The organism is Gordonia sp. (in: high G+C Gram-positive bacteria) (assembly GCF_012515855.1).
Taxonomy (GTDB): Bacteria; Actinomycetota; Actinomycetes; order Mycobacteriales; family Mycobacteriaceae; genus Gordonia.
Genome location: NZ_JAAYXO010000154.1, coordinates 1 through 14,484, shown reverse-complemented (window position 1 = coordinate 14,484; position 14,484 = coordinate 1). Strand labels below are relative to the sequence as shown.

The window sequence follows — 14,484 nt, the reverse complement described above, 5'->3', positions numbered from 1 at the left end:
CCGCGCGTCGGGTGCACTCCGTTACAGGAGGCGCATCAGTCGCGCGGCCTGTTGCTTCCACTGCCAGTTGTCGACCGCCCAGGCACGACCGTTCTCCCCCATCGCCGCAGCGAGCTTGGGCGCGGTGAGGATCTCGACGATCGCCTCGACGACTTCCCCGTGATCACGTCCGTTCACCACGGTCCCGGTCAGGCTCTCGCGCACCGTCTCGGGCGCCCCACCGGAGTCGCCGGCCACCACGGGAACCCCGCTGGCCGAGGCCTCGAGGAATACGATCCCCAGCCCTTCGACGTCGAGTCCCCGCCCGCGGGTGCGCGTCGGCATGGCGAACACGTCTGCCATCGCGTGGTGCATCGGCAGTTCCTCGGCCCGGACGCCTCCGGTGAACGTCACCGAGTCCTCGACCCCCGTCGAGGCGGCGAGGCGATGCAGCGTCTCCGCGTACGGGCCGCCCCCGACGATCATCAACCGTGCATCCGGCACCGCAGCACGGATCGCGGGCCAGCACTCGATCAAGGTGTCCTGCCCCTTGCGCGGCACCAGGCGCGACAAGCAGAGGACCACCGGAGCATCGCCCAGCCCGTACCGCTCGCGCAGCATCACCCGGGCCGCCGGGTCCGGCGCGAAACGGTCGACGTCGACCCCGCACGAGACGTACTCCAGCGCCGCGTTGGGTCCGAACGCCGCGGCGAACCGATTGCGCGTGTATCTGCTGACGTAGGTGATGGCGTCGGAATGGTCGCCGATGTACCGGAGCACCTGGCGTGCGCCGGGCAGCATCGACCACCCGACCTCGTGGCCGTGCGTACTCGCCACGATGCGTCTGGCACCCGCCTTGCGCAGTGCGGGACCGAGGACGGCGAGGGGCGCCGCCGCGCCGAACCACACCGTGTGGACATCGTTCTCGCGCACCAGCTTCGCCGCTCGACGGCGAACCGTCGGGACGGGCAGCATCAGGCTGGTGGGATGGCGCACGATGCGATACGGCGACGCAGCGTCGTACGCCTCGCAGCCCTTCCACGAGGGGGCGTAGACGATCAGCTCGTCGGCCGGCAGGTAGGCGGCCATGTTCTCCAGGTACGACTGAATGCCGCCGGGTCGCGGCGGGAAGTCGTTGGTGACCAACAGTGTCCGGTTCATCAGCGCGCCTGCTTCGTGAGCCACGCCTGCCAGTCGGAGACCACCTTCGCCTTGTCGACCCCCAGCGCGTCCTTGATGGCGGCTTCGGTGGTCGCGGTGTCTCCGCCCTTGGCCACGTTCACGTACATGTCTTTGAGCTTGCCCTCTCCGAACGCGTCCGCGACGAATGCCGCGAACGACCACGCACTTTGGTAAGCGAGACGCGCGTCGTCGCTGGTGACGGAGAACGAACCGTCGGACGGGAGCGCCTTCGGCACGTCACCTGCGGCCACTGCTGCAGCCAACTCGGGTGCGGCGTCGACGAACTCGCGGTAGGTCCCCTTGCGGCCCACGTACTCGGGCACGCCCTCGGTGAGCCACAGCGGGACGTTCTCGGCCGTCACCAGGCGTGCGGCGACGTGAACGAGTTCGTGGCGGAGGACCACCGCGAGCGATGCCGCGGGCAACGAGCGCGCCGCGGGCGTGAGCACGATGCGCTGGCCGATCACCTGCTTGTTCTGTTTGTCGACCATCGCGAAGACGGTCGCCGCCGCTGCCGCGGACGTCGTGCCGGGTTCGGTTCGGGTGAGCCCTGCGAACTGCTCGTCGGTCGCGGTCGAGATGACCGCCGCTTTGCGCACCCAGTCCTCGCCCCAGAACTTCGTCACGTCGTTGACGGAGGCGGGCAGGATCCGCGACGCAGTGGTGGCGGCCTTCTGGGAACCCCGATAGAAGAGCACGGTCGAGGTTCCGCCGGAGGTGCTGACATCCGTCGCCGCGAGTCCGGGGAATTCCCAGGGCCCCATCTCCGGAGCCTTGGGATTGCTCTGCAGGACGGTCTCCGGTGTCGGGTCAGGCGCCAGACCCCCTTCACCGACCACCTTCCAGTCGTCTCCGTAGCGGGCGAAGGTCAGGCTCTCGTTCAGCGTCACCGTCGGTTCGTCGAGCCCGGGCGACGACGCGCCGCCGAGCGCGTAGTTCAGATAGACCGGGCTGACCCAGGTGTCCGAGGCGCCGGCGTCCTCCAGCTGGGCCACGAACGTCTCGTCGAGCAGGTGCTCCGGGCCGTTCTGCGGCGCGACGCGATAGCGGAACTCCTTGAGTTTCAGCGGACCGGACCCCTTGATCGGCTCGTCGGGCCCGGCGAAGTCGGCCGCGATGGCCTCCATTCGTCGACGGAACTCCGCGGGAGCAGCGTCGTCGATCAGCTCCGCCAACCCAGCGCGGTCACCGCTGCTGAGAGTGGCGGACAGTTGGTCGAGTAGCGCGGTGACGCCGTCGTACCGCTGCTGTTCGAACGGATTCAGCGGCGTCGTCGAAACCGTCGACGAGCTCGCGGACTCCCCGTCCGAGTCGGTACCGCAGGCGGTCAGCGGCGCTGCGATCAGGGTGACGGCCAGAGCCGAGATCGCGATGGCGTGACGGCGAGACCGCACTCAGTACCGTCGCGCAGCGTTGTACGGGCCGGCCTTGTCCAGCGGGACCACTGCGACGGGAACGCCGAACGTCGAGGCGTGCACCACGAAACCGTCACCGACGTACATGCCGACGTGCGTGGCCTCGGGGTAGAAGATCACCAGGTCACCGGGCTGCAGGTCGTTGCGGTCGACGGGCTTGCCACCCGCGAGCTGAGCCTGGCTGGTCCGCGGCAACGTTCGGCCGGCCTGCTTGAAGGCCCACAGCATGAGGCCGGAGCAGTCGAACTCGTCGGGTCCGGTCGCTCCCCAGACATAGGGGTCGCCGATGCGGGACACGGCGGCCTGCACGGCGACGAGTCCGGGCGCCGTGCCCTTGGGAACCGAACGCGGATCGAAGTTGTACTTCGGGCCCCGCAGCGCGGCCAACTGGCGACCGGTCATCGACTGGTAGATCGCGCGGATCTGGACCGCCTGGAGCTGAAGGTTCGACTGCTTGGCCTGCAGTTCGCCGCGCTTCTTCTCCGATGCCGCAATCGCTTTGGTGGCTGCGGCCTCGCTGGCCTCGGCGTCGGTCTTCGCCTGCTTGGTCTCGCGCGCCGTCTTCGTGACGGTGCGGTAGTCGGCAGCCGCTTGGCGCGACATGACCTCGAGACCCGACATATTGTCGAGGAGGCTCTGCGGCGAGTCGCTCACGAGAAGGGCGTACAGGCGGTTGACGCGGGCACCGCGGTAGCTCAGGCGCGCCAGGGCGTCGATCTTCTTCTGTGCGCGATCCATATCGGCCTGCATCGCGGCGAGTTTCACGGAGGCCGCCTTGGCCTTCTTACGCTCCACTCGCACCACGTTGCGCTGCTTGTCGTACTCCTCCTGGGCCGCGTTCATGGCCTCGGACGTCCGCTCCGCCTCCACCGACAGCTTGCGGTACTTCGCCAGGACGCGGTCAGCGGACTGCGGAGGCTCGGCTGCGGCGGGCGCGCCGATGAATGCGGTCGAGGCGGTGATCGCAGCGATACCAACGGCCGCCGCGCTTCGACGCACCAGCGGACCTGACATTTTCAACACGGATCGCACCCGATTCCCTATAGCCGGGAGGGCGGGGCGGCACTCAGCCGACCCCGCCCTGCACCTAGATCAAACTCTTCGACGCTCAGTAGCGACGGATACCGGTCAGGTTCCATTCCTTCACCGGATCGCGCTTCACCGGAACGCCCTCGGTCGACGAGTGGACGAAGCCGCCCTTGCCGTCGTAGATGCCTGCGTGGCCGCCACCGTTGAAGATCAGGATATCGCCGGCCTTGGCCTGCGCCAGCGAGGCCACGGGGGTGCCGCCGCCGAGCTGTCCGTAGCTGTCACGAGGGATAGTCTTGCCTGCCTGGCGGTACGACCACGAGGTCAGACCGGAGCAGTCGAAAGCGTTGGGGCCGGCAGCACCGTAGACGTACGGCGAACCGATCTTCGATTCAGCGGCACGAAGGGCCTTCTTCGCGCGGACTTCCTGCTTGGTGCCGGTGTCCAGCTGCGGGAGCTGCGGTGCCTTCGGGGCGATGTTGGACGGGAGACCCGGGATGTCGAAGGTGCCGACATTGGGGATCGTCACCGGTGCGGCGTCTGCGGCGGGGGCAGCTGCGAATGCCAGCGATCCGCCGATGGCGATCGAGCCGGCGAAGATTGCGGACTTGGCGGCCTTCTGACCGACAGAGGGCTGCTCCAAACGATGTTTGGCCACGGAAACACGTACTCCTTGTTGTTCTTCCTTGCGCTGACCGGGTTAGCTGTCGGGTTCGGGCCGGAAGAGATGGCCCTACGCAGGCGTCGATAAGCCCGAAGGCTTCACGTGCTGCGATTCACCCCGATCTGCGCGTCGAATCCTCACTGCGCAGAGGAAGTGGTTCCCCGGTTCACCCCCGTTGGTAAGGGCGATTAGGCGGTGACCCGCCGGGCTTCCGAAGCTCTCCGGAACATCCCTGATTGGCAGGTCTCGAAAAGATTACGAAACCCCATGCCCGATGTCCACCGAAGGCACGCCCCTGTGCCATGGGACCTCCCGTCACACGGCACGCAGCCGCAGCGACCGATTCGCCTCAAAATGGCCTTCACCTGCACTGACATCACGAATTGCCAGATCGGCGACCTCGATCGAGATCAAATCTGTGTCAGCGAACACATCGATGGCGTAGAGCAATTCGACCCCATCGGGATCGGGGACTTCACCCATGGCATACCCGCTGGTAACGGGACCGAACAGGACGCCCATCATGCAGTCCCCGCACTCGCGACCGCGTGCCGGACAACGCGAACAATCAATCTTCATGTGATCTACCTCTCATTCGGGCTTCCGGGCGATCCGAACCCTCGTCTTCCGCGGTTTGCGACGCCGCCCGGCCGCCGACATTCAACCTGTGGTGGAGAGTACGAGGCCCCTCTGACAGCGACGCGCCGCAGAGCCGACTTGTCAGAGGGCGGTCGTAGCGTGCGTGACATGACCGCCCGGCAACTCTCGTTCTCCGACCTTCCCGACGAAGCCGAGTTCGCCTCGTGCGCCCTGCGGGAGACCACCTTCGTCGTCGTGGACCTCGAGACCACCGGGGGGAGTTCCACAGACGATCGCATCACCGAGATCGGCGCGGTGAAGATCCGCGGAGGCCAGGTACTCGGGGAGTTCGCCACCCTCGTCGATCCCGGGCGGTCCATTCCCCCGCAGATCGTCGCGCTCACCGGAATCACCTCGGCCATGGTCTACGACGCACCACCGATCGAAGAGGTCCTGCCCGCATTCGCCGAGTTCGCTCGCGGCAGCCTCCTCGTGGCACACAATGCTCGCTTCGACATGGGCTTCCTCCGCAAGAGCGCGGCCCGAATGAAGCTGCCGTGGCCGTTCACCACCTCGCTGTGCACCGTGGTGATGGCCCGCCGGGTGCTCTCGAAGCAAGAGGCGCCGAGCGTCAAACTCTCGGCCCTCGCCGACCTCTTCAACGTCGCCGTCCGCCCCACGCACCGGGCGCTCGACGATGCCCGCGCCACCGTCGACGTCTTTCACCGGTTGATCGAACGCGTCGGGAACCAGGGCGTCACCACGGTCGGCGACCTGCAGAGCTATCTCCCGCGCGCCACTCCGGCGGTCCGCGCCAAACGCACCCTGGCCGCCGACCTCCCCAACCGGCCCGGCGTCTATCTGTTCCGTGGCCCGGGCGAGGAAGTCCTCTACATAGGGACGGCCGTCGACCTCCGCCGTCGCGTGTCCGGGTACTTCAACGGGAGCGACCCCCGGGCCCGGATGGCCGAGATGGTCTCGCTGGCGGTTCGGGTCGATCACGTGGAGTGCGCACACGCCCTCGAGGCGGCCGTCGCCGAGCTGACCCTCCTCGGCGTGCACAAGCCGTCCTACAACCGCCGCTCACGCAATCCGCAGGGCGGCTGGTGGATCACGCTGACGGCCGAACGGTTCCCACGACTCAAAGTCACGCGGACGCCCGACGTCGAGTCCCTCGGACCACTGCCCGGCCGAGCGCAGGCGGCGGACGTCGCCGATGTCATCGCCGGGCTGGCCGGACTCCGGTCGTGCACGACAGACCTGAAGAAGGCCACCCATCACTGGTGCGAGGGCCCCTCCGACGCAGCGCAGCTCCCCGACCCTCTCGTCAGTGCGATGCCCGGCGTCTGCCGAGCCGCCAGCGATCGGCCGCAGACGCTCCCCGACTATCTCTGCCGCGTCGAGGCGACCCGCGATCTCCTCGCCGGGCGGTCCGACGCCCTCCTCGCCGCTCTCGAGGGCCGGATCGCGCGGCTCGCCGAGCAACGTCGGTTCGAATCCGCTGCCCGCGCAAGGGATCGGCTGTCTGCCACGATCGAGGCGCTCGCCAGGGGCCAACGACTCGCGGCCGTCGCCCAACGGCCCGAGGTGATCGGAGCACGCCCCGACGGCGACGGCGGGTGGGAGCTGAGCATCATCCGCTACGGCCGCCTCGCAGGTTCGGCGCGCGCGGTGCGCGGCGTGGCCCCGATGCCGGTCATCGAACGGCTCCGAGCATCGGCCACCACCGTCCTGACGCCGCCGCCGGAGGCGGGACCACTGGGTGGCGCACCGGCCGAGGAGACGGCGTTGCTCGAACGCTGGCTGTACCAACCGGGGACTCGACTGGTCGACGTCACCGATCAGCTCTCCCTACCGATCGGCGCGGCCCAACGGTGGATGGGATTCGCCAAAACGGCCCGCGCCGCTCGCGAGGCGATGGCATAAAGTCGACCGCATGATCACAGCCATCGTCCTCATCGGAGCCGACATCCACCAGATCCCCGAGACCGCGCAGGCGGTGGCCGACATTCCGGGCGTCACCGAGGTCTACTCGTGCGCCGGAGACGTCGATCTGATCGCCAAGGTCCGCGTCCGCAACCACGAAGAGATCGCAACCGTCGTCACCGGAGCCATCAACCGCATCCCCGGGGTCCTGAGCAGCGCCACGCACATCGCGTTCCGCAGCTACGCCAGCTCGGAGGTCGAGGGCGGCTTCTCGATCGGCGAAGCCTGAGCCGCAAGTCGTTCGAACTCGACAGTCGCGGCCGTCCTACTGCTGGGCGGCCGCGAGTCGCTGCGTGGTGGCCGCCCACCGCTCCAGGAGCGCCGCCGCGTCGCCCGAGTCGATGACCCGTCCGACGCGCTGTAGCGCTTCTCGCAGGGCCTCGTCGAAGGCCTCCTGGGTGAACATCTCACGCTGCTCGAAGGCCACGATCGCCGCCGCGGCGTTGAGGCTCACCGCATCCCGCACCGGTCCCGCCGCACCCGCGAACAACTCGCGTGCGATCTGCGCGTTGACCGTCGCGTCCCCGCCCTGGAGCGCGGACAGTTCGACGAGCGGCAGACCCAGCGACCGGGGATCGACGGACAAGCGACCGATCTGGCCGCCCAGCACCTGCCAGACCGTCGACGTGGTGGTCGTGGTGAGTTCATCGAGGCCGTCGTCACCGCGGACCAGCAGCACCCGATTGCCGCGTTCGGCAAAGGCAGACGCCAGCACCGGCGCCAGGTCGTCGAAAGCGCAACCGATCAGGCCGGCCTCGGGCGCCGCCGGATTGGTCAGCGGTCCCAGCACATTGAACACGGTGGGAATACCGATCTGACTGCGCGGCGGCCCGGTGAAACGGAACGCCGGGTGAAAGACCGGCGCAAAGCAGAAGCCGATGCCTGTCTCGGCGATCGACTGCTCGACCGCCGCCGGATTCAGGTTGATGGCCACGCCCAACGCCTCGAGGACATCGGCGCCACCGCTCTTCGACGACGCCGCCCGGTTCCCGTGCTTCACAACGCGGAACCCGGCCGCCGCCACGACCACCGACGTCATCGTCGAGATGTTGACGGTGTGCGAGCGATCGCCGCCGGTGCCGACGATGTCGATTGCCGGCACGTCGACCTTCACGCGATTCGCCAACGCCAGCATGGCCTCCGACAGCCCGCGCAGCTCGGCCGACGACGCGCCCTTCATCTTGACCCCGACGCCGAACGCGGCGATCTGCGCGCCCGTCGCACCGTCGGACATGATCTCGCGCATGGCCCACGACGCCTCGTCGACCGTGAGGTCGATGCGGTCGGTCACCTTCCCCAGCACATACGGCCAGGTATAGGAGTCTGCGGAGGTCGAGTCTGCGGAGATCGAGTCTGCGGAGATCGAGTCTGCGGAGGTCGAGTCAGCGGATCCAGTCGCGTCGAGTGAAGTCACGCGACAACCCTAACGTCAGGGTCGCTAGCGCGTCACCGGAGTATCCGCCGCGCGCAACAGCACCCAGCCCTCCACACGACCGCCGGCCCGCGAGACAGCACTCGCCATCCGCGCCCGCTCACGCGACAGCGCAACGGCGTCGACGACCATCGCCTGCGCGACCGGCAGCAACGCGAGCCCGTCGACGACGTCCGTCGCGACGCTCTCATCGATGACATAGCCGTGGGAGATGCACCGCTCGGACACCGCGGCCAACTCGGCCTGCGGCACTCGCAGCAGGTGACGGAGCACCACCGGTGCATCGTCCTCGAACCCCGCCTCGGCGAGCGCGACCGAACTCGGCACCGCTTCATCGGTGCCCGAAACCAGCGGCCGAAGCCCGGGATCGCCCGGCTCCGGACGCGAGGCGTTCTGCGAGCCGTTCCGCCACGGCAATCTCCAAGTCACCATTCCGCCACCTCGTACCAAGTCGTCATAACCCTCACGGTAGCCCTCATCCTGCTCTCAGGACACGCCGGTAAGCTGAAAACTCAGGTCCGCCACCTGCGGAAATTGGTTCCTGCCCACCAATTTTCCGACCCGGGTGGTCAACAGTTACTACGAACCGTCATACTTCTCTTGTGACTAGCGCTGTGGGTACCTCAGAAACCGCCATCACCTCACGCGTGCACTCGCTGAACCGTCCGAATATGGTCAGCGTCGGCACCATCGTGTGGCTGTCGAGCGAATTGATGTTCTTCGCGGGCCTGTTCGCGATGTATTTCGTCGCGCGGGCCAACGCGTCTGACGGCTGGCCTCAGCCTCCGACGCACCTCAACCTCTGGCTGGCCGTGCCGGTGACGACCGTGCTGATTCTCAGCTCGTTCACCTGCCAGGCCGGTGTGTTCGCGGCCGAGCGAGGTGACGTTTTCGGATTGCGCCGCTGGTACACCATCACCCTGATCATGGGCACCTTCTTCGTGCTCGGCCAGGGCTACGAGTACCTGACCCTGATCGCCGACGGCACCACCCTCTCCTCGAGCGCCTACGGCTCGGTCTTCTACATGGCCACCGGATTCCACGGTATGCACGTGATCGGCGGACTCCTGGCGTTCGTGTTCCTGCTGGTGCGCGTGCGCATGTCGAAGTTCACCCCGTCGCAGGCGACCGCCGCGATCGTCGTGTCCTACTACTGGCACTTCGTTGACATCGTCTGGATCGCGCTGTTCGTCGTCATTTACTTCATTCGGTAACCACGGCCGAGAAACCGGCCGGTAGACGGCACGGTTCGCATACATTCAGTCCAAACCGCTTAGTAGAGAGTCACAGATGAGATCATCTCCACCGAGTTCGCCGGAAGGCCGCGACGCCGCCGACGTTCCAGAAGAGCGCATCGCGGCCGCGGGAGCCAAGAACGCAGGCACCCGCGCCAAGTCGCGTCGCAAGCTGCGTCGCCGCGCAAGCGGCAGCATCTTCCTTCTCCTGGGCCTGATCGCTGCCGGCCTGATCGCCGCATTCGTATCGCCCGACCCGCAGGTCGCCACCGCTGACGACAAGTCCGTCGCGTCGGTCGCCGCTGGCAAGCAGCTGTACAACACCTCCTGCATCACCTGTCACGGCGCGAACCTCGAAGGCGTGCCCGACCGCGGACCGTCGCTCGTCGGCGTCGGCGATGCAGCCGTGTACTTCCAGGTCTCGACCGGCCGCATGCCCGCAGCCCGCAACGAGGCCCAGGCCCAGCGCAAGCCCTCCAAGTTCACTGAAGCTCAGATCGACCAGCTCGGTGCCTACATCCAGGCAATGGGTGGCGGCCCGTCGGTCATGTACGAGAAGAACGAGGACGGCTCCATCAAGTACGAAGACGGCTTCCCCGTCCTCGCGATGGATTCGCTCCGCGGCGACGACATCGGTCGTGGCTCCGAGCTCTTCCGCCTCAACTGCGCTTCCTGCCACAACTTCACCGGTCGTGGCGGCGCACTGTCGAGCGGAAAGTTCGCTCCCTCGCTGAGCAGCGTCAACCCGCAGCAGCTCTACACCGCCATGCTGACCGGCCCGCAGAACATGCCCAAGTTCTCGAACCGCCAGCTCTCGGTGGAAGAGAAGGAAAACATCATCGGTTACATCCGCTACGTCGATACCGCTAACCCCAGCGGCGGCTTCGGACTGGGCGGTTTCGGCCCGGTCTCCGAGGGAATCGTCATGTGGGTGGTCGGCGTCTCGGCGGTCGTCGCCGGCGCGATGTGGATTGGATCACGAAATTGAGCGAGACCAGTAAGGACGTCCCGTCCGACGACCAGCTCGCCGCGATGTCCCGCGACGAGAAGGTGCGCCTCGGTACGAACCTGGACGGCGTGGAGATCATCCACCGCGCCGAGCGGTTCCCCGAGCCGGGCACCAAGGCCGAGAAGCGTGCCGAGTTCGCGGTAGCGATGTGGTTCATCCTGTCCGGCGTGTTTGCGATCGCCGCCTTCATCCTCTTCATCTGGGGTGACTGGCAGTTCAGGATGCCCGACGAGGCAGGCTACTGGGCCTACACCTTCTACACCCCGCTCCTGGGCGTCAGCTTCGGCCTGTCGATCCTGTCGTTCGGCTTCGGCGTCGTGCAGATCACCAAGCGCTTCATCCCCGCCGAGATCTCGGTGCAGGATCGCCACGACGGCGGTTCGTCGGAGGTCGACAAGCAGACGATCGTCGCTGAGCTCGACGACACCCTGCAGACCTCGACCCTCCCCCGTCGCAAGATGATCATCGGATCGGCCGTCTTCGGCCTCGGTGCACTCTCGGTGGCGGGCGGCGTCGCGGCCCTCGGCGGCTTCATCAAGAACCCGTGGGCCGAGGGTCCGGATTCGCCGCTGTGGGGCAGCGGATGGGCCCCCAGCCGCAACGCGGTCAAGGGTGAGACCGTCTTCCTGCGTCGCGACACCGGCAACCCGTACCAGGTCGCCCTGGTTCGGCCGGAGGATCTCGACGCGGGCGCCATGGAGACCGTCTTCCCGTGGCGAGTGTCGGACGGCTACGGCGAGAACGAAGAGTCGCGTCACAAGCTGCTGGCCGGCCTGCGTGCCGTCAGCAACCCGGTGATGCTCATTCGCCTTCGTCCCGAGGACGGCGAACGCGTCATCAAGCGCGCCGGCCAGGAGAGCTTCAACTACGGCGATTACTACGCCTACACCAAGGTCTGCAGCCACCTCGGTTGCCCGACCTCGTTGTACGAGCAGCGGACCAACCGCATCCTCTGCCCGTGCCACCAGTCGCAGTTCGACGCCCTCGAGTACGGCAAGGCCATCTTCGGCCCGGCCGCACGTGCGCTGGCGCAGCTGCCCATCACCGTCAACAATCAGGGCTACATGGTCGCCAACCCGCAGGAAAACGGCGGTAACTTCCTTGAGCCCGTCGGACCGGCATTCTGGGAGCGTAAGTCATGACGATCGCTGACCGCCTAGCCACGCAGGCCGAAGGTGTCGACTCGAGGTACCACCTCGCGCCCGGCATGCGTCGCCAGATCAACAAGGTGTTCCCCACCCATTGGTCGTTCCTGCTTGGTGAGATCGCCCTCTACAGCTTCTTGATTCTGTTGCTGTCGGGCACCTACCTCGCCCTGTTCTTCGACCCGTCGATGGCACACGTCGTGTACGACGGCGCCTACCAGCCGCTCAACGGCGTCACCATGAGCCGGGCTTACGAGACCACCCTGAACCTCTCCTTCGAGGTGCGCGGCGGACTGTTCGTCCGTCAGATCCACCACTGGGCGGCTCTGCTGTTCGCCGCGTCGATCATCATCCACATGATGCGCATCTTCTTCACCGGTGCGTTCCGACGTCCGCGTGAAGCCAACTGGGTCATCGGCTGCTTCCTGCTGCTGCTCGCCATGTTCGAGGGCTTCTTCGGCTACTCGCTTCCTGACGACCTGCTGTCGGGCACCGGCGTCCGCGCCGCCATGTCGGGCATCGTCCTGGGCATTCCGCTGGTCGGAACCTGGATCCAGTGGGCGCTGTTCAGCGGTGAGTTCCCGGGCGACATCATCATTCCTCGCCTCTACGTGCTGCACATCCTGATCTTCCCGGCGATCATCCTGGGCTTGATCGGTGCTCACCTGGCCCTGGTCTGGTACCAGAAGCACACGCAGTTCCCCGGCCCCGGCCGCACCGAGAAGAACGTCGTCGGCGTTCGCATTCTCCCGGTGTTCGCCGCCAAGGGTGGCGCGTTCTTCGCGATCATCACCGGTTTCCTGGCCCTGTTCTCGGGCATCTTCCAGATCAACCCGGTCTGGAACATCGGCCCGTACAACGCGGCGCAGGTCTCGGCCGGCTCGCAGCCTGACATCTACATGCAGTGGACAGACGGTTTGGCTCGATTGATGCCGCCGTGGGAGCTCTACTTGGGCAACTACACCATCCCGGCAATCTTCTGGGTGGTCCTCCTCATCGGCGTCGTGATCACCGTGATGGTCGCGTACCCGTGGATCGAGAAGAAGCTCACCGGCGACAACGCGCATCACAACCTGCTGCAGCGTCCGCGCGACACTCCGGTTCGTACCGCCGTCGGTGCGATGGCTCTGATGTTCTACGCGATCATGACCATCAGCTGCATGAACGACATCATCGCGCTGAAGTTCCACATCTCGCTGAACGCAACGACCTGGATGGGCCGCATCGGTCTGCTGGTCCTGCCTCCGCTGGTGTACTTCATCACATACCGCTGGGCACTTTCGCTGCAGCGCAGTGACCGCGCGGTGCTGGAGCACGGCATCGAGTCGGGCATCATCCGTCGCGAGCCGCAGGGCGAGTACATCGAGATCCACCAGCCCCTGGGCCCGGTGGACGACCATGGTCACCCGATCCCGCTCCCCTACCAGGGTGTGGCTCTGCCCAAGCGCTTGAACAAGCTCGGCGGCGCAGGCTACCCGGGTACCGGAACTCTGGTTCCGGACTCGGCCGAGGAGCAGGCTCTCAACGCTCGCATCGCTCACGAGCGACACGAGCAAGAGAAGGAAGCCCTCATCGCCCTTCAGGACAAGGGTGGCAAGGCCATCGACTGACACCAACAGTCACCCGACTGAGGCCGTCTCGCATCGCGCGAGACGGCCTCAGTCGTTTCTGTCTATGGAGACCGCCCTCCCCTCCCCCACCCAATGCCTGCTCCCGCGTCAGATTGGTCGACTCGGTTCCCAAGGGTGGTCGAGTCGGCGAGTGAGCGCAGCGAACCCGCCCGGAATCGAGACCGTCACCCCTCAGCGCACCGCAGGATGATCTCGAGCCTCCGGTGCGTGCTCCGCGACGCAGCAGGGTGCATCGGCCATTCCCAGGGTGGTCGAGTCGGCGAGTGAGCGCAGCGAACCCGCCCGATATCGAGACCGTCACCCCTCAGCGCAACCGCACGACGATCTCGATAGACCGATGCGTGCTCCGCGACGCAGCGGCACTCGATCAGCGGGCGGGGTGCATCGGTCGTTCCCACGGTGGTCGAGTCGGCGAGTGAGCGCAGCGAACCCGCCCGATATCGAGACCGTCACCCTCAGCGCATCGCACGACGATCTCGATAACCGATGCGTGCTGCGCGACGCAGCGGCACTCGATCAGCGGGAGGGGCGCCTCCGCAACGCAACGACACCACGATCCACGCCGTTTCCGGCTACCAGGGGGCGCCGTCGCGCCAGTCGCAGTAGAGGCGGGAGGTGAGGTCGACGTCGACCGATGCGGCCGTCAGACGCGCCAGGACACATCCGTCGTCGTCCGGGGTCATCTGGGTGCCCGTCGGCGAGTAGACCCCCAGACGGCCCGTCCAGGGGGTCCAGCCGCGGCGTAGGTACAGAGGCATGCCTTGATCTGACGCGGCCAGGAGGCCCATGTCGAAGCCGGCGTCGACGATCCGGTCGACCTCGGCCATCAATGTGGCACCGATCCCCCGGCGACGGGCATGCGCGGCGACCGCGACCGCCTCCACGTAGCCGGTGCGGACCGTGGTCGCGCGGTCGAAGTCTCCGACCACCACGCGTCGCTGCACCACCGCTGCGTGACCCAGCAGGCCGGTGGCGTCCTCGACGGTCACGTGGACGCCCCCGAGTGCGTGATCGAAGTCGTCGGCGTCGAAGTCGCCGTCGAACGCGGTCTCCAGAAAGTCCCGGAGCTGCCCGCGGAACTCAGCGGACAGCTCATGGGTATGACGAAGCCGCACCCGGAATCCGGGTGCGGCTTCGTTGTGGCTCTGCGGGATCAGTGCTTCTCGGGTCCCACGTGGTACTCGAACACCAGGCCTGC

At 66.8% G+C, this 14,484-nt stretch carries 14 protein-coding genes and 1 riboswitch; of the genes, 6 read left to right on the top strand and 8 right to left on the bottom strand.

The window, feature by feature from the left end; genetic code table 11:
- Positions 1-21 precede the first annotated feature (21 nt).
- The 5 genes from GX543_RS11215 to GX543_RS11195 form a co-directional block, all read right to left on the bottom strand.
- The gene (locus GX543_RS11215) at positions 22-1,140 is read right to left on the bottom strand and encodes a glycosyltransferase family 4 protein (protein ID WP_290852003.1); all 1,119 of its coding nucleotides are present in this window, start codon (positions 1,138-1,140) and stop codon (positions 22-24) included.
- Positions 1,140-2,555: a hypothetical protein gene (locus tag GX543_RS11210; protein WP_290851984.1), complete on the bottom strand. Its 1,416-nt coding sequence runs from the start codon at positions 2,553-2,555 to the stop codon at positions 1,140-1,142. Before GX543_RS11210 ends, GX543_RS11215 begins: the two co-directional genes overlap by 1 nt.
- Positions 2,556-3,590 (bottom strand): NlpC/P60 family protein, encoded by a 1,035-nt coding sequence (locus GX543_RS11205; RefSeq protein ID WP_290852002.1) that lies wholly within the window; start codon positions 3,588-3,590, stop codon positions 2,556-2,558.
- Positions 3,591-3,684: 94 nt separating this feature from the next.
- A complete protein-coding gene (locus GX543_RS11200) occupies positions 3,685-4,263 on the bottom strand; it encodes a C40 family peptidase (protein ID WP_290851983.1) in 579 nt (192 codons plus the stop codon).
- A 16-nt stretch (positions 4,264-4,279) separates the two neighbouring features.
- Positions 4,280-4,474: riboswitch (cyclic di-AMP (ydaO/yuaA leader) on the bottom strand.
- A 110-nt stretch (positions 4,475-4,584) separates the two neighbouring features.
- Positions 4,585-4,794: a hypothetical protein gene (locus GX543_RS11195; RefSeq protein WP_290851982.1), complete on the bottom strand. Its 210-nt coding sequence runs from the start codon at positions 4,792-4,794 to the stop codon at positions 4,585-4,587.
- A gap of 222 nt (positions 4,795-5,016) precedes the next feature.
- On the opposite strand from GX543_RS11195, the gene GX543_RS11190 reads away from it, so the two are divergent.
- Both GX543_RS11190 and GX543_RS11185 read left to right on the top strand, forming a co-directional pair.
- The gene (locus GX543_RS11190) at positions 5,017-6,774 is read left to right on the top strand and encodes a DEDD exonuclease domain-containing protein (RefSeq protein WP_290851981.1); all 1,758 of its coding nucleotides are present in this window, start codon (positions 5,017-5,019) and stop codon (positions 6,772-6,774) included.
- A gap of 10 nt (positions 6,775-6,784) precedes the next feature.
- Positions 6,785-7,063 carry an Lrp/AsnC ligand binding domain-containing protein gene (locus GX543_RS11185; RefSeq protein ID WP_290851980.1) on the top strand — a complete coding sequence of 93 codons (279 nt, stop codon included), beginning with the start codon at positions 6,785-6,787 and terminating at the stop codon, positions 7,061-7,063.
- 36 nt (positions 7,064-7,099) lie between these two features.
- Here GX543_RS11185 and trpD read toward each other — a convergent pair whose 3' ends face one another.
- Both trpD and GX543_RS11175 read right to left on the bottom strand, forming a co-directional pair.
- Complete coding sequence (trpD, locus tag GX543_RS11180) at positions 7,100-8,197, bottom strand: anthranilate phosphoribosyltransferase (RefSeq protein ID WP_290852001.1); 1,098 nt, start codon at positions 8,195-8,197, stop codon at positions 7,100-7,102.
- A 75-nt stretch (positions 8,198-8,272) separates the two neighbouring features.
- Entirely contained in the window at positions 8,273-8,698 is a 426-nt protein-coding gene (locus GX543_RS11175; RefSeq protein WP_290851979.1) for a hypothetical protein, read from the bottom strand.
- A gap of 170 nt (positions 8,699-8,868) precedes the next feature.
- Here GX543_RS11175 and GX543_RS11170 point away from each other — a divergent pair, with 170 nt between their 5' ends.
- From GX543_RS11170 to GX543_RS11155, 4 genes are all read left to right on the top strand, one after another.
- Positions 8,869-9,480 carry a heme-copper oxidase subunit III gene (locus GX543_RS11170; protein ID WP_290851978.1) on the top strand — a complete coding sequence of 204 codons (612 nt, stop codon included), beginning with the start codon at positions 8,869-8,871 and terminating at the stop codon, positions 9,478-9,480.
- Between the two features lie 76 nt (positions 9,481-9,556).
- Positions 9,557-10,489, top strand: a complete 933-nt coding sequence (locus tag GX543_RS11165; RefSeq protein ID WP_290851977.1) for a cytochrome c — start codon at positions 9,557-9,559, stop codon at positions 10,487-10,489.
- Positions 10,486-11,652: a ubiquinol-cytochrome c reductase iron-sulfur subunit gene (locus GX543_RS11160; RefSeq protein WP_290851976.1), complete on the top strand. Its 1,167-nt coding sequence runs from the start codon at positions 10,486-10,488 to the stop codon at positions 11,650-11,652. Before GX543_RS11165 ends, GX543_RS11160 begins: the two co-directional genes overlap by 4 nt.
- Positions 11,649-13,265: a cytochrome bc complex cytochrome b subunit gene (locus GX543_RS11155; RefSeq protein ID WP_290851975.1), complete on the top strand. Its 1,617-nt coding sequence runs from the start codon at positions 11,649-11,651 to the stop codon at positions 13,263-13,265. The genes GX543_RS11160 and GX543_RS11155 overlap by 4 nt, the downstream gene beginning before the upstream one ends.
- Positions 13,266-13,858: 593 nt before the next feature.
- On the opposite strand, the gene GX543_RS11150 is transcribed toward GX543_RS11155, so the two are convergent.
- Positions 13,859-14,484, bottom strand: a 626-nt coding sequence (locus tag GX543_RS11150) for a GNAT family N-acetyltransferase (RefSeq protein ID WP_366929066.1), incomplete at its 5' end; no start/stop codon positions are given.